Genomic DNA, 24,996 nt, shown 5'->3' on the forward strand with positions numbered 1-24,996 from the left:
TCCCAGCCTCCTGTGTTGATTTCCAACGAGTAAGAGGCTAACCTTATGGTGTTCAGGCATAGGGTAGCCTCACTTTGATTTATAGTCAGGTGGGGCTTTTCTCTGTCTGCCTTTCGGTGAATACCTGAGACAAACAGTCTCAAGCACCCGCAGCTATTCTAGCTTAATAAGTTCGTTTCTTCTCCTTGATATAATCCTAAAAAAATCTCATAAAATTAATATATGAGACAATCTTTATTCATCAGAAGATTATTAAAGGTTGCTCTATTATTTAGCGATAAAAAAGCCTGCCAGATGGCAGGCTTTTTAATAACGACGTTATTACTGCAACAGCGAAATATCCGCAACTCGCAGGAATAATTCGCGCAGTTTCTCCAGCATGGTAAGACGGTTGATTCGCAATTCTTTGTCATCAACCATGACCATCACTTTATCGAAGAAGGCATCAACCGGTTCACGCAGCTCAGCCAGTTCGACCAGCGCATCCTGGTAACGACCTTCAGCAAAGTACGGCTCTAGCTTGTCACGTAGCACCACAACCTGCATCGCCAGTTTAATTTCTTCCGGCTCTTTCAGAGTAGAGGCATTCACGCGGTCGCTCAGCACTTCGTCAGATTTCGCCAGAATGTTAGATACACGCTTGTTCGCCGCCGCCAGTGCTGCAGCTGCATCCAGGGTACGGAAGTGCGATACCGCTTTCATTCGGGCATCGAAATCAGCCGGACGAGTCGGACGACGCGCCAGTACCGCCTGGATGGTGTCAACGGTGTAACCTTCGTCCTGATACCAGGCGCGGAAGCGACCGAGCATAAAGTCGATAACATCATCAACCACGTTGGCATTAGTCAGCTTATCGCCATACAGACGCACTGCTTCTTCGGTCAGGGTTTGCAGGTCAAGATTGAGGTTCTTCTCAACGATAATACGCAGCACGCCAAGTGCGGCACGACGCAACGCAAACGGGTCTTTGTCGCCTTTCGGATGCTGGCCGATACCGAAGATACCCGCCAGAGTATCCATCTTGTCAGCTATCGCCAGCGCACAGGCTACCGGGTTAGACGGCAGGTCATCACCGGCAAAGCGCGGCTGATACTGCTCGTTCAGCGCCACTGCGACATCTTCCGCTTCACCATCGTGACGCGCGTAGTGCATACCCATAACGCCCTGAGTGTCGGTGAACTCGAAGACCATGTTAGTCATCAGGTCACACTTAGACAGCAGGCCCGCACGGGTGGCATGATTCACGTCAGCGCCAATCTGTTCAGCAATCCAGCCAGCCAGCGCCTGAATGCGGTCAGTTTTGTCGCGCAGCGTACCCAGTTGTTGCTGGAACAGCACGGTTTGCAGGCGCGGCAGGTTATCTTCCAGACGTTTTTTACGGTCGGTATTGAAGAAGAACTCGGCATCCGCCAGACGTGGACGAACGACTTTCTCGTTACCAGAGATAATTTGCTGCGGATCTTTCGATTCGATATTGGCAACGAAGATAAAGTTCGGCAGCAGTTTGCCGTCGTTCGCATACACCGGGAAGTATTTCTGGTCACCTTTCATGGTGTAAACCAGCGCTTCAGACGGCACCGCGAGGAATTTCTCTTCGAATTTTGCGGTCAGCACAACCGGCCATTCCACCAGCGAAGCGACTTCTTCCAACAGGCTTTCGCTTAAGTCAGCGTTACCGCCAATCTTACGCGCCGCTTCTTCGGCATCGGCTTTAATCTTCGCCTTACGTTCTTCGTAATCGGCGATGACTTTCCCGCGCTCACGCAGAATTTCCGGATACTGATCAGCATTGTCGATAGTGAATTCCGGCTCGCCCATAAAGCGGTGGCCGCGAATCACGCGATCGGACTGAATGCCCAGAATGGTTGCCGGAATGACTTTGTCGCCCAGCAGCAGGGTCACGGTGTGCACCGGACGCACGAAGTGCACGTCGCTTGCACCCCAACGCATCAGTTTCGGGATCGGCAGTTTCGCCAGCGAAGTCGCAACCATATTCGGCAACAGTGCTTCAGTACTTTCGCCCTTCACGTGGGCGCGATACAGCAGCCATTCGCCTTTATCGGTAGTCAGACGCTCAGCCTGGTCAACGGTAATACCGCAACCACGCGCCCAGCCTTCTGCCGCTTTGCTCGGTTTGCCTTCAGCGTCGAACGCCTGGGCAATCGCCGGGCCGCGTTTTTCGATTTCACGATCCGGTTGTGCTTCCGCCAGGTTAGCTACTTTCAGCGCCAGACGACGCGGAGCAGCAAACCATTGAACGGTGCCATGTGCGAGGCCAGCGTTATCCAGCTCCGCAGTAAAGTTCGCAGCAAAGGACTCAGCCAGGCTGCGCAGTGCTTTTGGTGGCAGCTCTTCAGTGCCGATTTCCACCAGAAAAGTTTTCTCAGACATAGCCGCCTCTTACTTATCTTTGTTGCACATCGGGAAGCCGAGGGCTTCACGGGAAGCGTAGTATGCTTCTGCCACTGCTTTGGTCAGGGTGCGAATGCGCAGAATATAGCGCTGACGCTCAGTGACGGAGATGGCTTTACGCGCATCCAGCAGGTTGAAGCTGTGGGCGGCTTTCAGAATACGCTCGTAGGCTGGCAACGGCAGCGGATTTTCCAGCGCCAGCAGCTGCTGCGCTTCTTTCTCGTATTGCTCGAAGCAGGTGAACAGGAAGTCCACATCCGCGTATTCGAAGTTGTAAGTGGACTGCTCCACTTCGTTCTGATGGAACACGTCGCCGTAGGTGGTTTTACCCAGCGGGCCGTCGCTCCAGACCAGGTCGTAAACGCTGTCTACGCCCTGAATGTACATTGCCAGACGTTCCAGACCGTAGGTGATCTCGCCGGTAACCGGTTTACACTCCAGACCACCAACCTGCTGGAAGTAAGTGAACTGCGTCACTTCCATGCCGTTCAGCCACACTTCCCAGCCCAGCCCCCAGGCACCCAAAGTCGGGTTTTCCCAGTTATCTTCCACGAAACGGATATCGTGGATAGTCGGGTCCATGCCCAGCTCTTTCAGAGAACCAAGGTACAGCTCCTGAATATTGTCCGGCGATGGCTTAATGACCACCTGGAACTGATAGTAGTGCTGTAAACGGTTGGGGTTTTCGCCGTAGCGACCATCGGTCGGGCGACGAGAAGGCTGAACATAAGCAGCCGCCATCGGTTCTGGCCCCAGCGCGCGCAGACAGGTCATTGGGTGAGAGGTTCCCGCGCCGACTTCCATGTCCAATGGTTGAACAATGGTGCAGCCCTGGCGAGCCCAGTAATCCTGTAAGGTCAGGATCAAGCCCTGGAAGGTCCTGGTATCAAACTTTTGCATATTATTTCGTGCTGGATACGTGTGGATTTAAAGGAAGGGATCAGTATACCCGCTGGATGGAAGATATACAGTACGAAACGGGAAAAAGCAGGGCTTAACGCATGGAAAGATGCAAAAAATGGCCATCCGCGTCAAAAGAACAGACAAACTGCTCTTTCCGGAAGGTATAACCACGCATTTCGTAGCTTCCCTGGAACTGTTCGAAGGCGGTGACGTCGATTTTTTGCTCGCCGGTGTTATAACGTTTTGCCGCCTGATCCTTGCATAACGCTTCCATATTCAACGAACGCAGAGGATCAACCTTTACCCGTTGTGCTTTCTGCACGGGTGGCGGTGTAGAACAACCCACTAGCGCCATAAGCACCATAAGCGCCATTGCCGGAAAGAAAGAGTTCATCATCATTAAATTACCGTCTGGTTTGCAGGTGAGTCTTATTATTTATATCGGTATAGTGGTTGATATCTTACGAATTTCCTCAAGCCTCTATAAGCTGTAGTGATAAAACTCAGATTATTCCAGTGCGCCAACCGAATGATTTATCGGTCAGACTTTTTTTAACCAGATACAGAGACACAGATGCAGCCCAAAATTTACTGGATTGATAACCTGCGAGGGATAGCGTGTTTAATGGTGGTGATGATTCACACCACTACCTGGTATGTGACCAATGCTCATAGTGTTAGCCCCGTCACCTGGGATATCGCCAATGTTCTGAATTCTGCCTCTCGTGTCAGCGTGCCGCTATTTTTCATGATTTCCGGCTATCTCTTTTTTGGCGAACGCAGCGCCCAGCCGCGCCATTTCTTACGTATCGGCTTATGTCTGCTTTTTTATAGCGCAATCGCACTGCTCTACATTGCGCTATTTACCTCCATCAATGTAGAGATAGCGCTGAAAAACCTGCTGCAAAAGCCAGTGTTTTACCACTTATGGTTTTTCTTCGCGATTGCGGTGATTTATCTGGTTTCACCGCTGATTCAGGTGAAGAACGTCGGCGGAAAAATGTTGCTGGTACTAATGGTGGTGATTGGTATTATCGCTAACCCAAACACAGTGCCGCAGAAAATTGACGGTTTTGAATGGCTGCCAATTAACTTATATGTCAATGGCGATACTTTTTACTACATCCTGTATGGCATGTTGGGCCGCGCTATAGGGATGATGGACACACAGCATAAAGCACTGTCGTGGGTGTGCGCCGCACTGTTTGCGACGGGGGTTTTTATTATCTCTCGCGGGACATTATATGAATTGCAGTGGCGCGGAAATTTTGCCGATACCTGGTATCTTTACTGTGGGCCGATGGTTTTTATCTGCGCAATCGCACTATTGACTCTGGTTAAAAATACGCTGGATACACACACTGTTCCCGGGCTTGGGCTGATATCACGCCATTCTTTAGGTATATACGGGTTCCACGCATTGATTATCCATGCGCTGCGTACCCGGGGGATTGAGCTTAAAAACTGGCCAATACTGGATATTATTTGGATCTTTTGCGCGACGTTGGCAGCGAGTTTGTTACTTTCTATGCTGGTACAACGAATCGACAGAAACAGACTAGTGAGTTAAATAAAAGCCCGGTCACATTGGACTGACCGGGCTTATGTGAATTATTCGCTGTATTCTTCCTGGGTAACCTGTGTTTCTTTTGGTGGGTTTATTCCGGCATCACGAATATTCTTCTGCACCGCTACTGCACCAAACAAGCTTAAGAAGAAAGCCAGCCCATAAAAACCTTTTTCGCTGAGTAATAACGTCGCATTCCACAGACCTACCATCAATAACGCAACAGAGATAATAAAGACAGTCAGGCAGGTCATATAATAAATGGAGGTGGTCGGTATGCCTTCATACTTGTCCCGAACGGTCTTTTGATAAGATGCCGCAGAAAACAGTCCTAGCACCAGCACGGCAAAATAATATCCTTTTTCATTTAACTGCATCTCTGCATTCCATAGCCCTAACAGATAGGTAACGATACCACCAACAAGAGCTATCCATGACACAATACTAAATGCCGGAGAATAGGTTGATATTTTGTTGTCCATCACAGTATTCCTTTCATTCCTGAATGTGTAAGAGCTTTATGTTGCTCATGCCGAGCGAAACAAACGCATTTGACCAAACAAGCAAACAAAAAAGGCGATGGGATAAATCACCATTTCATAAGCATTGATAGGCGCATTTAAAACACCGATAAACAAGAGACCGATAGTGATTAACGCAACTAACTGGCAGACATGGATAAAAAAATCATCCAGTTGCCCGAGTTTTTCTGCGCGAAGATATGCATAGTTGCCAAAAGTTGCCGTCATTAACACGCCAAGAAAATAGCCTTTTCCACTTAACAATGGGCATGAGATCCATAGCCCAAGCAGATAAACCAGCGCCCCGACAACAAATAATAGTTTTGCCACAGTCTTTGAGGTTTTCATAACGATCTCCATATCTACCAGCGATACATTACGAGTAACCAACGAAAGACAAAACTGAAAAATGCCATTAACAAATGATTTCAGAATAAATTCATACTAAATATTAATTAATTACTGATATATATAGATGTGAATTATCCCCCACCCGGTCAGGCAGGGGATAACGTTTACGCCATTAATGGCAGAAGTTGCTGATAGAGGCGACGGAACGTTTCACGTCGTGGCTGATAAGTGGCATAACGCTGCGCATCTGGTAAATGCGACTGTTCTAACGGCAGTTGTGGCAACAACTCAATGAGCGATTTCTCTGGATTCGCCGCAATCTGCGCCAGCCTTGCTGCGCCCAGTGCTGGCCCCACATCCCCCCCCGTGCGGTAATCGAGTTGCTGACCGCTGATATCCGCCAGCATCTGACGCCAGTACTCACTACGCGCCCCGCCACCAATCAACGTAACACTTTGCGGTTTAATGCCGCAGGCATGTACGACATCCATGCCATCTGCCAGCGCATAACCCACGCCTTCCAGCACTGCTCGCGCCAGTTCATTAGCACCATGTTGATGGGTCAAACCAAAGAAAACCCCCTTCGCCTGGGGATTATTGTGTGGTGTACGCTCGCCGGAAAGATAAGGCAGAAACCAAACTGGCTCGGCACTTTCATCAGCCTGTTGAGCAGCCGCGATTAAAGCTGGGACATTGTTCAGGCCCGTTAATTTCGCGGCCCAATCCAGACACGACGCTGCACTCAGCATCACAGACATTAAATGCCAACGCTGCGGGAGCGCATGGCAAAAGCTGTGTACGGCGCTTTCTGGCTTGCTTAAGAACCCTTCGCTGACAGCAAAATAGACCCCCGACGTCCCCAGCGATAACATTGCCTGATTAGCATCAACCATTCCTACACCAACCGCACCAGCTGCATTATCACCACCGCCTGCGACAACTGGCACTGCCGCCATACCCCATGCTTTCGCAACTTCAGGTAGCAAAGCACCAGTAATTTCGCTGCCTTCGTATAATGCGGGCATCTGGTCACGAGATAAGTGGCAAGCCTGCAGCATGACGTCACTCCAGTCACGCTTTGCGACATCCAGCCACATGGTGCCAGCTGCGTCAGACATATCGCTGGCAAACTCCCCCGTCATACGCAGACGCAAGTAATCTTTCGGTAATAATACTTTGTCGATTTGACGGAATATCTCCGGCTCATGCCGCTGAACCCATAGCAATTTAGGCGCAGTAAATCCGGGCATCATCAGGTTACCGGTAATCACCCGTGATTGCGGAACTCGCGCTTCCAGCAAAGTGCACTCTTGCGCACAGCGCCCGTCGTTCCACAAAATGGCAGGGCGTAATACCCGTTGCTGGGCATCCAGTAAGGTTGCACCGTGCATCTGGCCGGCAATACCCAATGCTTTAACGTCCTGCAGAGAATGCTGATCGCCCAGAGCTTTCATTGCGCGATCAGTTGCCTGCCACCACTGTTCCGGGTCTTGTTCCGACCAGAGTGGATGCGGGCGCGAAACGGTCAGCTTTTCCGTTTGCGAAGCAACCACCTCACCCTGCTCGTTGAGCAAAATAACTTTTACGCCCGAGGTGCCAAGATCTATCCCGATATACATATCGATCGTTCCTTAAAAAAATGCCCGGTATCGCTACCGATAACCGGGCCAACGGACTGCACAGTTAGCCGTTATTTGTCGAACAGATAATGGTTTACCAGATTTTCCAGTTGCTCCTGGCGACCACTCTGATGCACCGGAGACAAATTATGTTCCTGAGCATATTTGGCTAAATCTGCCAGTGACATTTGGCCTTTCAGGATTTGCTGGCCTAATTCGCTATTCCAGCCGGAATAACGCTGCGCGATGCGTTTATCCAGCTCGCCATCTTCAATCATGCGTGCTGCAATTTTCAGCGCCAACGCCATCGTATCCATCGCGCCGATATGACCGTAAAACAGATCATATTTATCAGTACTTTGACGACGGACTTTGGCATCGAAGTTCAGACCGCCGGTGGTGAAACCGCCTGCTTTGAGAATTTCATACATCACCAGCGCATTCTCTTCCACACTGTTCGGGAACTGGTCGGTGTCCCAGCCCAGTTGTGCATCGCCACGGTTGGCGTCGACAGAACCGAACAGGCCAAGCGCAATGGCGGTGGCTATTTCATGATGGAAAGAGTGACCTGCCAGCGTCGCGTGGTTAGCTTCAATGTTCAGTTTAATCTCTTTTTCCAGACCAAACTGTTTCAGGAAGCCATACACCGTCGCGGCATCGTAATCATATTGATGTTTAGTCGGTTCTTGCGGTTTCGGTTCGATAAGCAACGTACCCTGGAAACCGATTTTATGTTTATGCTCAACCACCATCTGCATAAAGCGGCCCAGTTGTTCACGCTCCTGACGCAAGTCGGTATTTAACAGCGTTTCGTAACCTTCACGACCGCCCCACAGAACATAGTTTTCACCGCCCAATTTATGGGTTGCTTCCATCGCTGTAACAACTTGCGTCGCCGCCCAACTAAAGACTTCTGGATCTGGGTTCGTCGCCGCACCCGCACCGTAGCGAGGGTTTGTAAAGCAGTTAGCGGTTCCCCACAGCAGCTTCACGCCGCTCTCTTCTTGCTTGCCTGCCAGGACATCAACCATTTGCGCAAAATTATTGATGTACTCTTTTAACGACGCGCCCTCAGGGGAAACATCCACATCGTGGAAGCAATAAAATGGCACATGTAACTTGTGGAAAAACTCAAATGCGACATCTGCTTTACGCTTCGCCAACGCCAGTGCCTCACCAGGCTGCTGCCACGGACGATTAAACGCCCCCACACCAAACATGTCCGCCCCGTTCCAGCAGAAGGTGTGCCAGTAGCAGGCGGCAAAACGCAAGTGCTCTTCCATACGCTTGCCCAACACCAGTTCGTCGGGATTATAGTGATGGAATGCTAACGGGTTAGAGGATTTTGAGCCTTCATAACGAACGCGATCGAGCTGGTCAAAATAGGCTTGCATATTGAACTCCATAATCAGGTAATGCCGCGGGTGATGGATGATGTCGTAATATTGGGCACTCCCTTTCAGTTGCTCAATTATGTTATTTCACACTGCTATTGAGATAATTCACAAGTGTGCGCTCGCTCGCAAAATAAAATGGAATGATGAAACTGGGTAATTCCTCGAAGAGAAAAATGCAATAAGTACAATTGCGCAACAAAAGTAAGATCTCTGTCATAAATCAAGAAATAAACCAAAAATCGTAATCGAAAGATAAAAATCTGTAATTGTTTTCCCCTGTTTAGTTGCTAAAAATTGGTTACGTTTATCGCGGTGATTGTTACTTATTAAAGCTGTCCTCTAACTACAGAAGGCCCTACACCATGAAAATAAAGAACATTCTACTCACCCTTTGCACCTCACTTCTGCTTACCAACGTTGCGGCTCACGCCAAAGAAGTCAAAATAGGTATGGCGATTGATGATCTCCGTCTTGAACGCTGGCAAAAAGATCGAGATATCTTTGTGAAAAAGGCAGAATCTCTCGGCGCGAAAGTATTTGTACAGTCTGCAAATGGCAATGAAGAAACACAAATGTCGCAGATTGAAAACATGATTAACCGGGGTGTCGATGTTCTTGTCATTATTCCGTATAACGGTCAGGTATTAAGTAACGTTGTAAAAGAAGCCAAACAAGAAGGTATTAAAGTATTAGCTTACGACCGTATGATTAACGATGCGGATATCGATTTTTATATTTCTTTCGATAACGAAAAAGTCGGTGAACTGCAGGCAAAAGCCCTGGTCGATATTGTTCCGCAAGGTAATTACTTCCTGATGGGCGGTTCGCCGGTAGATAACAACGCTAAGCTGTTCCGCGCCGGACAAATGAAAGTGTTAAAACCTTACGTTGATTCCGGAAAAATTAAAGTCGTTGGTGACCAATGGGTTGATGGCTGGTTACCGGAAAACGCACTGAAAATTATGGAAAACGCGCTGACCGCCAATAATAACAAAATTGATGCCGTGGTTGCCTCAAACGATGCCACCGCAGGCGGGGCAATTCAGGCATTAAGCGCGCAAGGTTTATCAGGGAAAGTAGCAATATCCGGCCAGGATGCGGATCTCGCAGGTATTAAACGTATTGCTGCCGGTACGCAAACTATGACGGTGTATAAACCTATTACATTGTTGGCAAATACTGCCGCAGAAATTGCCGTTGAGTTGGGCAATGGTCAGGAACCAAAAGCAGATACCACACTGAATAATGGTCTGAAAGATGTTCCCTCCCGCCTGCTGACACCGATCGATGTGAATAAAAACAACATCAAAGATACGGTAGTTAAAGACGGATTCCACAAAGAGAGCGAGCTGTAAGCGTTACGCCCCGGCACAGAGCGGGGGCGTGATTTCTCTCCATGCCGTGTAAATTAATTGGCTTAGGTGGAGTCGTTATGCCTTATCTACTTGAAATGAAGAACATTACCAAAACCTTCGGCAGTGTGAAGGCGATTGATAACGTTAGCTTGCGGTTGAATGCCGGCGAAATCGTCTCACTCTGCGGGGAAAATGGGTCTGGTAAATCAACGCTGATGAAAGTGCTGTGTGGTATTTATCCCCATGGCTCCTACGAAGGCGACATTATTTTTGCGGGAGAAGAGATTCAGGCGAGTCACATCCGCGATACCGAACGCAAAGGTATCGCTATCATTCACCAGGAATTGGCCCTGGTGAAAGAATTGACCGTACTGGAAAATATTTTCCTGGGTAACGAAATAACCCATAATGGCATTATGGATTATGATCTGATGACGCTACGCTGTCAGAAGCTGCTCGCACAGGTCAGTTTACTTATTTCACCAGATACCCGCGTTGGCGATTTAGGGCTAGGGCAACAACAACTGGTTGAAATTGCTAAGGCACTTAATAAACAGGTGCGCTTGTTAATTCTCGATGAACCGACAGCCTCATTAACTGAGCAGGAAACGTCGGTTTTACTGGATATTATTCGCGATCTACAACAGCACGGTATCGCCTGTATTTATATTTCGCACAAACTCAACGAAGTCAAAGCGATTTCCGATACGATTTGCGTTATTCGCGACGGTCAGCACATTGGTACGCGTGATGCTGCCGGAATGAGTGAAGACGATATTATCACCATGATGGTCGGGCGAGAGTTAACCGCGCTTTACCCTAATGAACCACATACCACCGGAGATGAAATATTACGTATTGAACATCTGACGGCATGGCATCCGGTTAATCGTCATATTAAACGAGTTAATGATGTCTCGTTTTCCCTGAAACGTGGCGAAATACTGGGTATTGCCGGACTCGTTGGTGCCGGACGTACCGAGACCATTCAGTGCCTGTTTGGCGTGTGGCCCGGACAATGGGAAGGAAAAATTTATATTGATGGCAAACAGGTAGATATTCGTAACTGTCAGCAAGCCATCGCCCAGGGGATTGCGATGGTACCCGAAGACAGAAAGCGCGACGGCATCGTTCCGGTAATGGCGGTTGGTAAAAATATTACCCTCGCCGCACTCAATAAATTTACCGGCGGTATTAGCCAGCTTGATGACGCGGCAGAGCAAAAATGTATTCTGGAATCAATCCAGCAACTCAAAGTTAAAACGTCGTCCCCCGACCTTGCTATTGGACGTTTGAGCGGCGGCAATCAGCAAAAAGCGATCCTCGCTCGCTGTCTGTTACTCAACCCGCGCATTCTCATTCTTGATGAACCTACCAGGGGTATCGATATTGGCGCGAAATACGAGATCTACAAATTAATTAACCAACTCGTCCAGCAGGGTATTGCCGTTATTGTCATCTCTTCCGAATTACCTGAAGTGCTCGGCCTTAGCGATCGTGTACTGGTGATGCATGAAGGGAAACTAAAAGCCAACCTGATAAATCATAACCTGACTCAGGAGCAGGTGATGGAAGCCGCATTGAGGAGCGAACATCATGTCGAAAAGCAATCCGTCTGAAGTGAAATTGGCCGTACCGACATCCGGTGGCTTTTCCGGGCTGAAGTCACTGAATTTGCAGGTCTTCGTGATGATTGCAGCTATCATCGCAATCATGCTGTTCTTTACCTGGACCACCGATGGTGCCTACTTAAGCGCCCGTAACGTCTCCAACCTGTTACGCCAGACCGCGATTACCGGCATCCTCGCGGTAGGAATGGTGTTCGTCATAATTTCTGCTGAAATCGACCTTTCCGTCGGCTCAATGATGGGGCTATTAGGTGGCGTCGCGGCGATTTGTGACGTCTGGCTAGGCTGGCCTTTGCCACTTACCATCATTGTGACGTTGGTTCTGGGACTGCTTCTCGGTGCCTGGAACGGATGGTGGGTCGCGTACCGCAAAGTCCCTTCATTTATTGTCACCCTCGCGGGCATGTTGGCATTTCGTGGCATACTCATTGGCATCACCAACGGCACGACTGTATCCCCCACCAGCGCCGCGATGTCACAAATCGGGCAAAGCTATCTACCCGCCAGCACCGGCTTCATCATTGGCGCGCTTGGCTTAATGGCTTTTGTTGGCTGGCAATGGCGCGGAAGAATGCGCCGTCAGGCTTTGGGTTTGCAGTCTCCGGCCTCTACCGCAGTTGTCGGTCGCCAGGCATTAACGGCGATTATCGTCTTAGGCGCAATCTGGCTGTTGAACGATTACCGTGGCGTTCCCACTCCTGTTCTGCTGCTGACGTTGCTGTTACTCGGCGGAATGTTTATGGCAACGCGGACGGCATTTGGAAGACGCATTTATGCCATCGGCGGCAATCTGGAAGCAGCACGGCTCTCCGGGATTAACGTTGAACGCACCAAACTTGCCGTGTTCGCTATTAACGGATTAATGGTAGCCATCGCCGGATTAATCCTCAGTTCTCGACTTGGCGCTGGTTCACCTTCTGCGGGAAATATCGCCGAGCTGGACGCAATTGCAGCATGTGTGATTGGCGGCACCAGTCTGGCAGGCGGCGTCGGGAGCGTGGCTGGAGCGGTAATGGGGGCATTCATCATGGCTTCACTGGATAACGGCATGAGTATGATGGATGTACCGACCTTCTGGCAGTATATCGTTAAAGGTGCGATTCTGTTGCTGGCAGTATGGATGGACTCCGCAACCAAACGCCGTTCTTGATTTTGATAAAAATTTTCTCAAAACCGGTAACTTATTACCGGTTTTGAGTTTTTGCATGATTCAGCAGGAAAAGAACCATGTTTACTAAACGTCACCGCATCACATTGCTGTTCAATGCTAATAAAGCCTATGACCGTCAGGTAGTAGAAGGCGTAGGGGAATATTTACAGGCGTCACAATCGGAATGGGATATTTTCATTGAAGAAGATTTCCGCGCCCGCATTGATAAAATCAAGGACTGGTTAGGAGATGGCGTCATTGCCGACTTCGACGACAAACAAATCGAGCAAGCGCTAGCTGATGTCGACGTCCCCATTGTTGGGGTTGGTGGTTCGTATCACCTTGCCGAAAGTTACCCACCCGTTCATTACATTGCCACCGATAACTATGCACTGGTTGAAAGCGCATTTTTGCATTTAAAAGAGAAAGGCGTTAACCGCTTTGCTTTTTATGGTCTTCCGGAATCCAGCGGCAAACGTTGGGCCACTGAACGCGAATATGCATTTCGTCAGCTTGTCGCCGAAGAAAAGTATCGCGGAGTGGTTTATCAGGGGTTAGAAACAGCGCCAGAGAACTGGCAACACGCGCAAAATCGGCTGGCAGACTGGCTACAAACGCTGCCGCCGCAAACCGGGATCATTGCCGTTACCGACGCCCGGGCGCGGCATATTCTGCAAGTATGTGAACATCTACATATTCCCGTACCGGAAAAATTATGTGTGATTGGCATCGATAACGAAGAACTGACCCGCTATCTGTCGCGTGTCGCCCTTTCTTCGGTCGCTCAGGGCGCACGGCAAATGGGATATCAGGCGGCAAAACTGTTGCATCGATTATTAGATAAAGAAGAAATGCCGCTACAGCGGATTTTGGTCCCACCAGTTCGCGTCATTGAACGGCGCTCAACAGATTACCGTTCGCTGACCGATCCCGCCGTTATTCAGGCCATGCATTACATTCGTAATCACGCCTGTAAAGGGATTAAAGTGGATCAGGTACTCGATGCCGTCGGGATCTCGCGCTCCAATCTTGAGAAGCGTTTTAAAGAGGAGGTGGGTGAAACCATCCATGCCATGATTCATGCCGAGAAGCTGGAGAAAGCGCGCAGTCTGCTGATTTCAACCACCTTATCGATCAATGAGATATCGCAAATGTGCGGTTATCCATCGCTGCAATATTTCTACTCTGTTTTTAAAAAAGCATATGACACGACGCCAAAAGAGTATCGCGATGTAAATAGCGAGGTCATGTTGTAGCGATGATGAGAATTGTCGGCGTCGCATCAGGTAACTCAGCACAACCACCTGATGCGAGCAAAAGCCTTATCCGACTGGCAAGTCGGATAAGGCTCGAGGAAATGCAATTACATATGCGCCGCGATTAACCGTTGGTTATCCTGGTACATTGCGAACAGGTAGTTGTTATAACTCTTCCCTTTGGTCGAGTAGCCCTTCAGCTTGTGAATCATCGCTGTGGCAGTCACTTCCTGATCCGCTTTACGCAGTTGTGCACGCGATTTACGGAACGAAGAGTAAGCCGGGTGAGTATTCAGGTTAGTGACATAGGCGCTCACCGATTCTTTGACAGAACTGAACTGTGAGTACCCCTTCACTTTACCCGGCGCATTGGTACAACGTCCTTTCATGCACTTCATGCCGAATAGGTTGTTGTTGCTACGCGCCAGCTTCGACGTTCCCCAACCGCTTTCTGCTGCAGCCATCGTCGCTACCATACTAGTGGGGATAATGTCTACGCGTTCCAGCAAGGTATTCCACGGGATTTTTCGCGTATTACCAGACCACTTCACCTTGTAGCGTTTGGCGATGTCTTTCAGACGCGCACGCTCAGCAGGTGACCATTGGCCCTGATACTGTTTTGAAATGAGCCAGTTACGTTCCGCAGTAATGGCCGCATTTTGGCTGGTAATGTAAGGCATTACGGTCCGGAGAAACGCTTTTTTCCTTGGTGTTCCGGAAGGGTATTTTCGCAAATCAGGAAGTGAACTACTCTTTGCACTATTGCGAGAATACTCTTGTTTACTGCTTACCTGTTTATTACTAGCTTTAATTAAGTGGGACTTTTGACTCGCTGTTGTTGTGTGCGTCTTCGCTAACACCTCACTCGAAAACACCAGAGTGAGTAACATAAGAATCATCGCCCCATATCGTCGTATGGGAGTCAAAATCATCAGGTCTCCTGGTCGGATTTAATCATTCCAACACCTTATATTTTTCACAAATTTGAGAGTTGAATCTCAAATCATATCAAAAATAGCTGTCAAGAGCACCCCAAGGAATAGTCCAAATCTGAAACTATGTCACGAGTTAACGATTCAGATTGGCGCTAAATCGCAGAAAATGTGGGGTTTATCGCAAAATTCAGCCGTTTTTTGCGCGCGATCGCTCACCCTTGCTTCTCATCCTGTGGACTTACCGCTCAGGGATGAGTTTTGTCTGGCTTATCGCTGGCAAACTGTCTGAAATCGCAGCAATAAGGACTCATCCGCCATGAAACTCGCCGCCTGTTTTCTGACACTCCTTCCTGGCTTCGCCGTTGCCGCCAGCTGGACTTCTCCGGGGTTCCCTGCCTTTAGCGAACAGGGAACGGGAACATTTGTCAGCCACGCGCAGTTGCCCAAAGGTACGCGCCCACTCACGCTAAATTTTGACCAACAGTGCTGGCAGCCTGCGGATGCGATAAAACTCAATCAGATGCTTTCCCTGCAACCTTGTAGCAACACGCCACCTCAATGGCGATTGTTCAGGGACGGCGAATATACGCTGCAACTAGACACCCGCTCCGGTACACCAACATTGATGATTTCCATCCAGAACGCCGTCGAACCGGTAGCAAACCTGGTCCGTGAATGCCCGAAATGGGATGGATTACCGCTCACTCTGGATGTCAGCGCCACTTTTCCGGAGGGAGCCGCAGTCCGGGATTATTACAGCCAGCAAATTGCGATAGTGAAGAACGGTCAAATAACGTTACAACCCGCTGCCACCAGCAACGGTTTACTCCTGCTGGAACGGGCAGAAACTGACACATCCGCCCCTTTCGACTGGCATAACGCCACAGTTTACTTTGTGCTGACAGATCGTTTCGAAAACGGCGATCCCAGTAATGACCAGAGTTACGGACGTCATAAAGACGGTATGGCAGAAATTGGCACTTTTCACGGCGGCGATTTACGCGGCCTGACCAACAAACTGGATTATCTCCAGCAGCTGGGCGTCAATGCTTTATGGATAAGCGCCCCATTTGAGCAAATTCACGGCTGGGTCGGCGGCGGTACAAAAGGCGATTTCCCGCATTATGCCTACCACGGTTATTACACACAGGACTGGACGAATCTTGATGCCAATATGGGCAGCGAAGCCGATCTACGGACGCTGGTTGATAGCGCGCATCAGCGCGGTATTCGTATTCTCTTTGATGTCGTGATGAACCACACCGGCTATGCCACACTGGCGGATATGCAGGAGTATCAGTTTGGCGCGTTATATCTTTCTGGTGACGAAGTGAAAAAAACGTTGGGTGAACGCTGGAGCGACTGGAAACCTGCCGCCGGGCAAACCTGGCATAGCTTTAACGATTACATTAATTTCAGCGACAAAACAGGCTGGGATAAATGGTGGGGAAAAAACTGGATCAGAACGGATATCGGCGACTACGACAATCCTGGATTTGACGATCTCACCATGTCGCTGGCCTTTTTACCGGATATCAAAACCGAATCAACTACCGCTTCTGGCCTGCCAGTGTTCTATAACAACAAAACGGATACCCACGCTAAAGCCATTGACGGCTTTACCCCTCGAGATTACTTAACCCATTGGTTAAGCCAGTGGGTCCGTGACTACGGAATTGATGGTTTTCGGGTCGATACCGCCAAGCATGTTGAGTTGCCCGCCTGGCAGCAACTGAAAACCGAAGCCAGCGCCGCACTTCGCGAATGGAAAAAAGCGAATCCCGACAAAGCATTAGATGACAAACCTTTCTGGATGACCGGTGAAGCCTGGGGCCACGGCGTGATGCAAAGTGACTACTATCACCACGGCTTCGATGCGATGATCAATTTCGATTATCAGGAGCAGGCGGCGAAAGCGGTCGATTGTCTGGCGCAGATGGATACGACCTGGCAGCAAATGGCAGAGAAATTGCAGGATTTCAACGTGTTGAGCTATCTTTCGTCGCATGATACCCGCCTGTTCCGTGAAGGGGGCGACAAAGCAGCAGAGTTATTGTTATTAGCGCCAGGTGCAGTACAAATCTTTTATGGTGATGAATCCTCTCGTCCGTTCGGTCCTACCGGTTCTGATCCGCTGCAAGGCACGCGTTCGGATATGAACTGGCAGGATGTTAACGGTAAATCTGCCGCTAGCGTCGCGCACTGGCAGAAAATCAGCCAGTTCCGCGCCCGCCATCCCGCAATTGGCGCGGGCAAACAAACGACACTTTCGCTGAAGCAGGGCTACGGCTTTGTTCGTGAGCATGACGACGATAAAGTGCTGGTCGTCTGGGCGGGGCAACAGTAACGTTTTCGGCTTCCCGTTCGTCAGTACCTCGGGAAGCCGCCAACCAGGATAAAATGTCAGCCCTAATCAGAGTTGCAGGATAAAGCACCGCTCCCACTTCAACAGAGCGATTTGCACCCCAGCAAATGTAGCGTTATTGTTACCTTCCTTGCTACAGAGTTCGACAGATATCCCGCTATGACATTCTCCCTTTTTGGTGACAAATTTACCCGCCACTCCGGCATTACGCTGCTGATGGAAGATCTGAACGACGGTTTACGCACGCCTGGCGCGATTATGCTCGGCGGCGGTAATCCAGCGCAGATCCCGGAAATGCAGGACTACTTCCAGACGCTACTGACCGACATGCTGGAAAGTGGCAAAGCGACTGATGCACTGTGCAATTACGACGGTCCACAGGGGAAAACGGAGCTACTCACACTGCTTGCCGGAATGCTACGCGAGAAGTTGGGTTGGGATATCGAACCACAGAATATTGCACTAACAAACGGCAGCCAGAGCGCGTTTTTCTACTTATTTAATCTGTTCGCCGGACGCCGTGCCGATGGTCGGATCAAAAAAGTGCTGTTTCCGCTGGCACCGGAATACATTGGCTACGCTGACGCCGGACTGGAAGAAGATCTGTTTGTCTCTGCGCGTCCGAATATTGAACTGCTGCCGGAAGGCCAGTTTAAATACCACGTCGATTTTGAGCATCTGCATATTGGCGAAGAAACCGGGATGATTTGCGTCTCCCGGCCGACGAATCCAACAGGCAATGTGATTACTGACGAAGAGTTGCTGAAGCTTGACGCGCTGGCGAATCAACACGGCATTCCGCTGGTGATTGATAACGCTTATGGCGTCCCGTTCCCGGGTATCATCTTCAGCGAAGCGCGCCCGCTGTGGAATCCGAATATCGTACTGTGCATGAGTCTTTCCAAGCTGGGTCTACCAGGCTCCCGCTGCGGCATTATCATCGCCAATGAAAAAATCATCACCGCCATCACCAATATGAACGGCATTATCAGCCTGGCACCTGGCGGTATTGGTCCAGCGATGATGTGTGAAATGATTAAGCGTAACGATCTGCTGCGCCTGTCTGAAACAGTCATCAAACCGTTTTACTACCAGCGTGTTCAGGAAACTATCGCCATCATTCGCCGCTATTTACCGGAAGATCGCTGCCTGATTCATAAACCGGAAGGAGCCATTTTTCTCTGGCTATGGTTTAAGGATTTGCCAATTACGACCGAGCAGCTCTACCAGCGCCTGAAATCGCGCGGCGTGCTGATGGTGCCGGGGCACAACTTCTTCCCAGGGCTGGATAAACCGTGGCCACATACACATCAATGTATGCGTATGAACTACGTGCCGGAGCCGGATAAAATTGAAGCGGGGGTGAAGATTCTGGCGGAAGAGATTGAACGCGCCTGGGCTGAAAGTCATTAAAAATTGCCTGATGCGCTACGCTTATCAGGCCTACATCATTTCTGCAATATATTGAATTTGGTAGAATTTGTAGGCCGGATAAGGCGTTTTAGCCGCATCCGGCATAAACAAAGCGCATTATTCCTGCGTTAAAAAACGTCGGAAAAACGTTTCAAACAGACTGCTGCCGTAGCCGATGCCGCTGCACTTTCTCGACATCCATGCACTGCAACGCCTTTGTCGGGCAGGCTTCAACACAGGCCGGTCCCGTCGCCCGATGCCAGCACAGATCGCACTTAATCGCCCTCGCCTTTTTGCGCGAAGAAACGACCTCCATCGCACCAAACGGGCAAGCCAGCATACAGCTTTTACAGCCAATGCAACGTGATTGTTCAACGAAAATATGCCCATGTTCGCGACTTATCGCGTCAACAGGGCACACATTTGCGCACGGTGCATCTTCACACTGATGACAGGCTACAGCCGTGGTGTAAGTATGATCTTTAATGACACGAATACGGGAAATAAACTCGTCTGGTGACAACGCAGCGCAATCCTGATTCTCCTGATGCGACACTGCGCAAGCCACTTCACAGGTACGGCAACCGATACATTTCGTCGCATCCGCAATAATAAACCGGTTCATGATCACTCCTTTGCACTAAAACAGCAGAGTGCCAGAGAGCGCGTCTCTACTGCTTTGATCCAACGAAGGAAATGTTAAAGTTTTGGCACTTGTCCAGAGCGTTATGTGATCGCGCCCTGGTCGTCCCTGACAGTAAATCCCAGTTCATTAGAAATAGCCTGCGCGGTTTCACGCAGTGGTTTCAGGAGATTTTTCTCCCCCACCTGTTTCAGACGTGATGTCGAAAGCGAAATCGACACGGCGTACGGCACCCGCCCATGAATATCAAACACCGGAACAGCAATACAGGAGACGCCGAGTTCGTTTTCTTCTCTGTCCATCGCCGCTCCGCTTTCACGAATGTGCGCCAGTTCATCGAACATCGCGGGCAGCTCGGTAATGGTATTGCGGGTTAACGGCTGGATCTCATGCTGATGGCTTTCCCAGTATGACTTCACGTAGTCCGGGTGACCAAACGCCATGTAGATCTTGCCCATTGCGGAACAGTAGAGCGGCATATGCTGGCCTATATAGGCACGGGTTCGCAGCATCCCGGTTGTGGGTTCCAGCTTATAAATCAAAATAGCGTGATCGTCTTCGCGGCTGGAGAAGTTAATGGTTTCACCAGTGGCGATGTTCAGTGCCTCAAGATGCGGAGCGGCGATATGAATGATATTCAGCGAAGACAGCGCCTTCTGCCCGACGGCAATAAATTTGGTAGTCAGGCGGTAACTCCCTGCGGCGGGCGCGGTGGTCACATAGCCGCAGGATTGTAATCCCTGCAATAAGCGATGGACGGTACTCTTATTTAAACCAGCCAGCTCCGAAAGATGCGCCAACGGACAACCGTTTGGATAGTTGCTCAAAATCTCAATCAGCATCAACCCGCGAAACAGACTCTGGCTTCCGGCTGGACGCTCTTTTTCCTGCGCCATCTCGTTCTCTTTTTTTCCCATCACTTCTTTCCCCATTTTGTCGCGTCCTGATGGTAGCGCAAAGTGTGTCGTAGTTCACGATCTCGACAGATAATTTATAACCAATTGATTTTTAAGTTTTTTGAAATTCATCAATCAGATTGCTTTGTTAAAAAGCGATCGATATATTTGAAATCAGATTTCGCATATTGAAATTTTAAGCCAAAAAAGCGATCAAAAAAACAAGGAAGCCAGGGATGAAAGTGACATTTGAGCAGTTAAAAGCAGCCTTTAATCGAGTCTTAATTTCACGCGGCGTTGACAGCGAAACGGCTGATGCCTGTGCCGAAATGTTCGCCCGCACTACCGAATCCGGCGTTTATTCTCACGGCGTCAACCGTTTCCCTCGTTTCATTCAACAACTGGAAAACGGCGATATCATTCCTGATGCCCAACCCAAACGTATAACCAGCCTCGGCGCAATTGAACAGTGGGACGCCCAGCGTTCGATCGGCAATCTGACAGCGAAAAAGATGATGGATCGCGCCATTGAACTGGCTGCCGATCACGGTATTGGTCTGGTGGCGTTGCGTAATGCCAACCACTGGATGCGCGGCGGCAGCTACGGCTGGCAGGCGGCGGAAAAAGGCTATATTGGCATTTGCTGGACCAACTCCATCGCCGTAATGCCACCGTGGGGCGCAAAAGAGTGTCGCATCGGCACTAACCCGCTGATCGTCGCCATTCCTTCTACCCCAATCACCATGGTCGATATGTCGATGTCGATGTTTTCCTACGGCATGTTAGAAGTTAACCGCCTTGCAGGTCGTCAGCTCCCGGTCGATGGTGGCTTTGATGATGAGGGCAATTTGACCAAAGAACCTGGCGTTATCGAGAAAAATCGTCGAATTTTGCCGATGGGCTATTGGAAAGGTTCGGGCATGTCGATTGTGCTGGATATGATCGCCACTCTCCTTTCTGACGGCGCGTCAGTTGCTGAAGTCACCCAGGATAACAGCGACGAATACGGTGTTTCGCAAATCTTTATCGCCATCGAAGTGGATAAATTGATCGACGGCCCCACCCGCGATGCCAAGCTGCAACGCATCATGGATTATGTTACTACCGCTGAACGCGCCGATGAAAACCAGGCCATTCGCTTACCCGGCCACGAATTTACCACCCTGCTGGCAGAAAACCGCCGTAACGGTATTACCGTTGATGACAGCGTATGGGCAAAAATTCAGGCGTTATAAGGAGATAAGCCATGATTTTTGGACATATCGCGCAGCCTAACCCGTGCCGTTTTCCCGCCGCCATTGAAAAGGCGCTCGATTTTCTGCGCGCTACCGATTTCAACGCCCTGGAGCCGGGCGTTGTCGAAATCGACGGCAAAAATATTTACGCACAAATTATCGACTTAACGACGCGTGCAGTAGAGGAAAACCGTCCGGAAGTGCATCGTCGGTATATCGATATTCAATTTCTGGCGTGGGGCAAAGAGAAAATCGGCATTGCTACTGATACAGGAAATAATAAAATCAGCGAATCACTATTAGAGCTGCGCGATATTATTTTTTATCACGATAATGAACATGAATCATTTATAGAAATGATACCGGGTAGCTACGCTATTTTCTTTCCTCAGGATGTTCATCGACCAGGCTGTATTCTGCAAACAGCCTCTGAGATACGAAAAGTTGTGGTTAAAGTCGCATTAACGGCGCTAAATTAATCGAATAATCGTCTACGCCAGAATGCCTGGGTAATGTTATTGCTCTAACTATATTAATAATTCAGGTTGCTGCACATGCAATTTGAATTATGACAAACATAGCCTCAAGGAATAGCTATGAAAAAAATACTTGAAGCAATACTGGCGATTAATCTCGCCGTACTTTCCTGTATTGTGTTTATAAACATTATTTTAAGATATGGTTTTCAGACAAGTATTTTATCTGTAGATGAATTGTCGCGTTATTTATTTGTCTGGTTAACCTTTATTGGCGCGATTGTGGCTTTTATGGATAACGCCCACGTTCAGGTTACCTTTCTGGTGGAGAAACTCTCCCCCGCGTGGCAGCGGCGAGTCGCTCTGGTTACCCATTCCTTAATCTTATTTATTTGTGGCGCTCTGGCCTGGGGCGCAACGCTAAAAACAATTCAGGACTGGAGCGATTATTCACCGATCCTCGGCTTGCCCATCGGCCTGATGTATGCCGCTTGTCTGCCCACCAGCCTCGTTATCGCATTCTTTGAGCTGCGCCTTTTATATCAACTCATCACGCGTAGCAATTCTCTAACGCCGCCACCGCAAGGAGCTTAATCATGGCTGTGCTGATTTTTCTGGGCTGCCTGTTGGGTGGCATTGCTATCGGTTTGCCTATTGCCTGGTCGCTACTGTTGTGCGGGGCGGCGCTTATGTTCTGGCTGGATATGTTTGATGTCCAGATCATGGCGCAAACGCTGGTAAACGGTGCTGACAGCTTCTCCCTGCTGGCGATTCCGTTCTTTGTACTGGCGGGTGAAATCATGAATGCGGGCGGCTTATCAAAACGCATTGTTGACCTGCCGATGAAACTGGTCGGGCATAAACCAGGCGGGTTGGGCTACGTAGGCGTGCTGGCGGCAATGATTATGGCGAGCCTTTCCGGTTCTGCTGTTGCGGATACCGCCGCCGTTGCCGCGCTACTGGTGCCGATGATGCGCAGCGCTAACTACCCGGTCAACCGTGCTGCGGGGCTGATTGCCTCTGGCGGGATTATCGCGCCAATTATTCCCCCTTCCATTCCATTTATTATCTTCGGTGTTTCCAGCGGATTATCCATCAGTAAGTTGTTTATGGCGGGTATTGCCCCAGGCATTATGATGGGCGCAACGCTGATGCTCACCTGGTGGTGGCAGGCCAGTCGTCTTAATTTACCCCGTCAGCAAAAAGCAACGAAACGAGAAATCTGGCACTCTTTTGTTTCCGGTATCTGGGCGCTATTTCTTCCGGTCATTATTATTGGCGGCTTTCGCTCCGGTCTGTTTACCCCTACCGAAGCCGGGGCCGTTGCTGCTTTCTATGCGTTGTTTGTCGCCACGGTTATTTACCGTGAAATGACCTTCGCCACACTTTGGCATGTACTTATTGGCGCGGCGAAAACCACCTCAGTGGTAATGTTTCTGGTAGCTTCGGCACAAGTTTCCGCCTGGCTAATTACCATTGCTGAACTGCCAATGATGGTTTCTGATTTACTGCAACCGTTAGTGGAATCACCGCGTCTGCTGTTTATCGTTATTATGCTGGCGATTTTGATAGTCGGTATGGTCATGGATTTAACGCCGACGGTGTTAATTCTTACCCCGGTATTAATGCCTTTAGTTAAAGAGGCAGGAATCGATCCGATTTACTTCGGAGTCATGTTTATCATCAACTGCTCAATCGGCTTAATTACACCGCCTATCGGTAATGTGCTTAACGTTATTTCAGGGGTGGCTAAACTCAAATTCGATGATGCAGTCAGAGGCGTTTTCCCTTACGTCCTGGTTTTATATTCCTTATTAGCCTTATTTGTTTTTATTCCCGATCTCATCATCCTCCCGTTGAAATGGATTAATTAAAAGGAAAATATAATGAAATTACGCTCTGTAACCTACGCTTTATTAATTGCCGGAGTGGCGGCGTTCAGCACATCTTCTCTGGCGGCACAATCATTACGTTTCGGTTATGAAACCTCACAAACCGACTCACAACATATTGCAGCGAAAAAATTTAATGAATTATTACAGGAGAGAACCAAAGGCGAGCTGAAATTAAAACTGTTCCCGGACAGTACTCTCGGCAACGCACAAGCGATGATCAGCGGCGTGCGTGGCGGCACTATTGATATGGAGATGTCTGGCTCGAATAACTTTGCCGGGTTATCACCAGTGATGAACCTGCTTGATGTTCCTTTCCTGTTCCGCGATACCGCCCACGCGCATAAAACACTCGACGGCAAAGTCGGCGATGAACTGAAGGCCTCCCTTGAAGGTAAGGGACTGAAAGTGCTGGCCTACTGGGAAAATGGCTGGCGCGATGTCACCAACTCACGCCAGCCAGTTAAAACACCTGCCGACCTGAAAGGGCTGAAAATACGCACCAACAATAGCCCGATGAATATCGCCGCATTCAAAGTCTTTGGCGCTAACCCGATTCCGATGCCGTTTGCCGAAGTCTATACCGGGCTGGAAACGCGCACTATCGACGCTCAGGAACACCCGATCAACGTCGTCTGGTCAGCCAAATTTTATGAAGTGCAGAAGTACCTTTCTCTGACGCACCATGCCTATTCCCCGCTTTTGGTGGTGATCAACAAAGCGAAGTTTGATGGCTTAAGCCCGGAGTTCCAGCAAGCGCTAATTTCATCTGCGCAAGAAGCGGGTAATTACCAGCGCAAATTGGTCGCCGAAAATCAGCAAAAAATCATCGATGGCATGAAAGACGCGGGCGTAGAAGTCATCACCGAACTTGATCGCAAAGTCTTTAGCGACGCACTGGGTACTCAGGTCCGCGACATGTTTGTAAAAGATGTTCCGCAGGGCGCTGACCTGCTGAAAGCCGTGGATGAGGTGCAATAAA

At 49.5% G+C, this 24,996-nt stretch carries 22 protein-coding genes; 12 read left to right on the plus strand and 10 right to left on the minus strand.

Annotated elements, in window-relative coordinates; genetic code table 11:
• Positions 1–321 precede the first annotated feature (321 nt).
• From glyS to BEB54_RS15010, 3 genes are all read right to left on the minus strand, one after another.
• Entirely contained in the window at positions 322–2,391 is a 2,070-nt protein-coding gene (gene glyS, locus BEB54_RS15000; protein WP_001291786.1) for a glycine--tRNA ligase subunit beta, read from the minus strand.
• A gap of 9 nt (positions 2,392–2,400) precedes the next feature.
• Positions 2,401–3,312, minus strand: coding sequence for a glycine--tRNA ligase subunit alpha (gene glyQ, locus BEB54_RS15005; RefSeq protein WP_001168544.1), 912 nt, complete (start codon positions 3,310–3,312; stop codon positions 2,401–2,403).
• Positions 3,313–3,406: 94 nt separating this feature from the next.
• Complete coding sequence (locus BEB54_RS15010; protein ID WP_000980157.1) at positions 3,407–3,715, minus strand: YsaB family lipoprotein; 309 nt, start codon at positions 3,713–3,715, stop codon at positions 3,407–3,409.
• A gap of 174 nt (positions 3,716–3,889) precedes the next feature.
• On the opposite strand from BEB54_RS15010, the gene wecH reads away from it, so the two are divergent.
• The gene (gene wecH, locus BEB54_RS15015; protein ID WP_105277715.1) at positions 3,890–4,885 is read left to right on the plus strand and encodes an O-acetyltransferase WecH; all 996 of its coding nucleotides are present in this window, start codon (positions 3,890–3,892) and stop codon (positions 4,883–4,885) included.
• Between the two features lie 41 nt (positions 4,886–4,926).
• On the opposite strand, the gene yiaA is transcribed toward wecH, so the two are convergent.
• The 4 genes from yiaA to xylA all read right to left on the minus strand — a co-directional run bounded on the left by yiaA (position 4,927) and on the right by xylA (position 8,767).
• A complete protein-coding gene (yiaA, locus tag BEB54_RS15020; protein WP_001296808.1) occupies positions 4,927–5,364 on the minus strand; it encodes an inner membrane protein YiaA in 438 nt (145 codons plus the stop codon).
• 45 nt (positions 5,365–5,409) lie between these two features.
• Complete coding sequence (gene yiaB, locus BEB54_RS15025; RefSeq protein ID WP_010360977.1) at positions 5,410–5,751, minus strand: inner membrane protein YiaB; 342 nt, start codon at positions 5,749–5,751, stop codon at positions 5,410–5,412.
• Between the two features lie 167 nt (positions 5,752–5,918).
• Positions 5,919–7,373 (minus strand): xylulokinase, encoded by a 1,455-nt coding sequence (xylB, locus tag BEB54_RS15030; RefSeq protein WP_000275397.1) that lies wholly within the window; start codon positions 7,371–7,373, stop codon positions 5,919–5,921.
• A 71-nt stretch (positions 7,374–7,444) separates the two neighbouring features.
• Complete coding sequence (xylA, locus tag BEB54_RS15035; protein ID WP_001149573.1) at positions 7,445–8,767, minus strand: xylose isomerase; 1,323 nt, start codon at positions 8,765–8,767, stop codon at positions 7,445–7,447.
• 365 nt (positions 8,768–9,132) lie between these two features.
• Between xylA and xylF the strand changes: the two genes are divergently transcribed.
• The 4 genes from xylF (at position 9,133) to xylR (ending at position 14,159) form a co-directional block, all read left to right on the plus strand.
• A complete protein-coding gene (gene xylF, locus BEB54_RS15040) occupies positions 9,133–10,125 on the plus strand; it encodes a D-xylose ABC transporter substrate-binding protein (protein WP_001296518.1) in 993 nt (330 codons plus the stop codon).
• 77 nt (positions 10,126–10,202) lie between these two features.
• Complete coding sequence (gene xylG, locus BEB54_RS15045; RefSeq protein ID WP_001146488.1) at positions 10,203–11,744, plus strand: D-xylose ABC transporter ATP-binding protein; 1,542 nt, start codon at positions 10,203–10,205, stop codon at positions 11,742–11,744.
• On the plus strand, positions 11,722–12,903 hold the full coding sequence (xylH, locus tag BEB54_RS15050) for a xylose ABC transporter permease XylH (protein WP_000045978.1): 1,182 nt from the start codon (positions 11,722–11,724) through the stop codon (positions 12,901–12,903). The genes xylG and xylH overlap by 23 nt, the downstream gene beginning before the upstream one ends.
• Before the next feature lie 77 nt (positions 12,904–12,980).
• Positions 12,981–14,159: a D-xylose utilization transcriptional activator XylR gene (gene xylR, locus BEB54_RS15055; protein ID WP_000494484.1), complete on the plus strand. Its 1,179-nt coding sequence runs from the start codon at positions 12,981–12,983 to the stop codon at positions 14,157–14,159.
• Positions 14,160–14,266: 107 nt separating this feature from the next.
• Here xylR and BEB54_RS15060 read toward each other — a convergent pair whose 3' ends face one another.
• Complete coding sequence (locus tag BEB54_RS15060; protein ID WP_105277714.1) at positions 14,267–15,091, minus strand: protein bax; 825 nt, start codon at positions 15,089–15,091, stop codon at positions 14,267–14,269.
• A gap of 319 nt (positions 15,092–15,410) precedes the next feature.
• On the opposite strand from BEB54_RS15060, the gene malS reads away from it, so the two are divergent.
• Both malS and avtA read left to right on the plus strand, forming a co-directional pair.
• Positions 15,411–17,441 carry an alpha-amylase gene (gene malS, locus BEB54_RS15065; protein ID WP_105277713.1) on the plus strand — a complete coding sequence of 677 codons (2,031 nt, stop codon included), beginning with the start codon at positions 15,411–15,413 and terminating at the stop codon, positions 17,439–17,441.
• 177 nt (positions 17,442–17,618) lie between these two features.
• A complete protein-coding gene (gene avtA / locus BEB54_RS15070; RefSeq protein WP_105277712.1) occupies positions 17,619–18,872 on the plus strand; it encodes a valine--pyruvate transaminase in 1,254 nt (417 codons plus the stop codon).
• 151 nt (positions 18,873–19,023) lie between these two features.
• Here avtA and BEB54_RS15075 read toward each other — a convergent pair whose 3' ends face one another.
• Positions 19,024–19,497, minus strand: a complete 474-nt coding sequence (locus BEB54_RS15075; protein WP_105277711.1) for a 4Fe-4S binding protein — start codon at positions 19,495–19,497, stop codon at positions 19,024–19,026.
• Between the two features lie 101 nt (positions 19,498–19,598).
• Positions 19,599–20,447, minus strand: a complete 849-nt coding sequence (gene yiaJ, locus BEB54_RS15080) for an IclR family transcriptional regulator YiaJ (protein ID WP_000514241.1) — start codon at positions 20,445–20,447, stop codon at positions 19,599–19,601.
• A 200-nt stretch (positions 20,448–20,647) separates the two neighbouring features.
• Here yiaJ and yiaK point away from each other — a divergent pair, with 200 nt between their 5' ends.
• The 5 genes from yiaK (at position 20,648) to yiaO (ending at position 24,995) form a co-directional block, all read left to right on the plus strand.
• Positions 20,648–21,646, plus strand: a complete 999-nt coding sequence (gene yiaK, locus BEB54_RS15085; protein WP_000869042.1) for a 3-dehydro-L-gulonate 2-dehydrogenase — start codon at positions 20,648–20,650, stop codon at positions 21,644–21,646.
• Positions 21,647–21,657: 11 nt separating this feature from the next.
• On the plus strand, positions 21,658–22,125 hold the full coding sequence (locus BEB54_RS15090) for a YhcH/YjgK/YiaL family protein (protein ID WP_105277710.1): 468 nt from the start codon (positions 21,658–21,660) through the stop codon (positions 22,123–22,125).
• 117 nt (positions 22,126–22,242) lie between these two features.
• Positions 22,243–22,716, plus strand: coding sequence for a 2,3-diketo-L-gulonate TRAP transporter small permease YiaM (gene yiaM, locus BEB54_RS15095; RefSeq protein WP_000721665.1), 474 nt, complete (start codon positions 22,243–22,245; stop codon positions 22,714–22,716).
• A gap of 2 nt (positions 22,717–22,718) precedes the next feature.
• Positions 22,719–23,996 carry a 2,3-diketo-L-gulonate TRAP transporter large permease YiaN gene (yiaN, locus tag BEB54_RS15100; protein WP_000279616.1) on the plus strand — a complete coding sequence of 426 codons (1,278 nt, stop codon included), beginning with the start codon at positions 22,719–22,721 and terminating at the stop codon, positions 23,994–23,996.
• A 12-nt stretch (positions 23,997–24,008) separates the two neighbouring features.
• Entirely contained in the window at positions 24,009–24,995 is a 987-nt protein-coding gene (gene yiaO, locus BEB54_RS15105) for a 2,3-diketo-L-gulonate TRAP transporter substrate-binding protein YiaO (RefSeq protein ID WP_105282224.1), read from the plus strand.
• Position 24,996: the final 1 nt, after the last annotated feature.

This window comes from Escherichia sp. MOD1-EC6021 (genome assembly GCF_002965245.1).
Classification (GTDB): Bacteria; Pseudomonadota; Gammaproteobacteria; order Enterobacterales; family Enterobacteriaceae; genus Escherichia; species Escherichia coli_F.

What these genes read in the sequence shown, in the direction of transcription:
- xylH (WP_000045978.1), top strand. Translation starts at nt 11,722, where the DNA reads ATGTCGAAAAGCAATCCGTCTGAAGTGAAATTGGCCGTACCGACATCC.
- yiaO (WP_105282224.1), top strand. Translation starts at nt 24,009, where the DNA reads ATGAAATTACGCTCTGTAACCTACGCTTTATTAATTGCCGGAGTGGCG.
- avtA (WP_105277712.1), top strand. Translation starts at nt 17,619, where the DNA reads ATGACATTCTCCCTTTTTGGTGACAAATTTACCCGCCACTCCGGCATT.
- xylA (WP_001149573.1), bottom strand. Translation starts at nt 8,767, where the DNA reads ATGCAAGCCTATTTTGACCAGCTCGATCGCGTTCGTTATGAAGGCTCA.
- xylB (WP_000275397.1), bottom strand. Translation starts at nt 7,373, where the DNA reads ATGTATATCGGGATAGATCTTGGCACCTCGGGCGTAAAAGTTATTTTG.
- yiaA (WP_001296808.1), bottom strand. Translation starts at nt 5,364, where the DNA reads ATGGACAACAAAATATCAACCTATTCTCCGGCATTTAGTATTGTGTCA.
- glyQ (WP_001168544.1), bottom strand. Translation starts at nt 3,312, where the DNA reads ATGCAAAAGTTTGATACCAGGACCTTCCAGGGCTTGATCCTGACCTTA.
- malS (WP_105277713.1), top strand. Translation starts at nt 15,411, where the DNA reads ATGAAACTCGCCGCCTGTTTTCTGACACTCCTTCCTGGCTTCGCCGTT.
- xylF (WP_001296518.1), top strand. Translation starts at nt 9,133, where the DNA reads ATGAAAATAAAGAACATTCTACTCACCCTTTGCACCTCACTTCTGCTT.
- yiaK (WP_000869042.1), top strand. Translation starts at nt 20,648, where the DNA reads ATGAAAGTGACATTTGAGCAGTTAAAAGCAGCCTTTAATCGAGTCTTA.
- yiaM (WP_000721665.1), top strand. Translation starts at nt 22,243, where the DNA reads ATGAAAAAAATACTTGAAGCAATACTGGCGATTAATCTCGCCGTACTT.
- xylG (WP_001146488.1), top strand. Translation starts at nt 10,203, where the DNA reads ATGCCTTATCTACTTGAAATGAAGAACATTACCAAAACCTTCGGCAGT.
- yiaJ (WP_000514241.1), bottom strand. Translation starts at nt 20,447, where the DNA reads ATGGGGAAAGAAGTGATGGGAAAAAAAGAGAACGAGATGGCGCAGGAA.
- xylR (WP_000494484.1), top strand. Translation starts at nt 12,981, where the DNA reads ATGTTTACTAAACGTCACCGCATCACATTGCTGTTCAATGCTAATAAA.
- BEB54_RS15010 (WP_000980157.1), bottom strand. Translation starts at nt 3,715, where the DNA reads ATGATGATGAACTCTTTCTTTCCGGCAATGGCGCTTATGGTGCTTATG.
- BEB54_RS15060 (WP_105277714.1), bottom strand. Translation starts at nt 15,091, where the DNA reads ATGATTTTGACTCCCATACGACGATATGGGGCGATGATTCTTATGTTA.
- BEB54_RS15075 (WP_105277711.1), bottom strand. Translation starts at nt 19,497, where the DNA reads ATGAACCGGTTTATTATTGCGGATGCGACGAAATGTATCGGTTGCCGT.
- wecH (WP_105277715.1), top strand. Translation starts at nt 3,890, where the DNA reads ATGCAGCCCAAAATTTACTGGATTGATAACCTGCGAGGGATAGCGTGT.
- yiaB (WP_010360977.1), bottom strand. Translation starts at nt 5,751, where the DNA reads ATGAAAACCTCAAAGACTGTGGCAAAACTATTATTTGTTGTCGGGGCG.
- glyS (WP_001291786.1), bottom strand. Translation starts at nt 2,391, where the DNA reads ATGTCTGAGAAAACTTTTCTGGTGGAAATCGGCACTGAAGAGCTGCCA.
- BEB54_RS15090 (WP_105277710.1), top strand. Translation starts at nt 21,658, where the DNA reads ATGATTTTTGGACATATCGCGCAGCCTAACCCGTGCCGTTTTCCCGCC.
- yiaN (WP_000279616.1), top strand. Translation starts at nt 22,719, where the DNA reads ATGGCTGTGCTGATTTTTCTGGGCTGCCTGTTGGGTGGCATTGCTATC.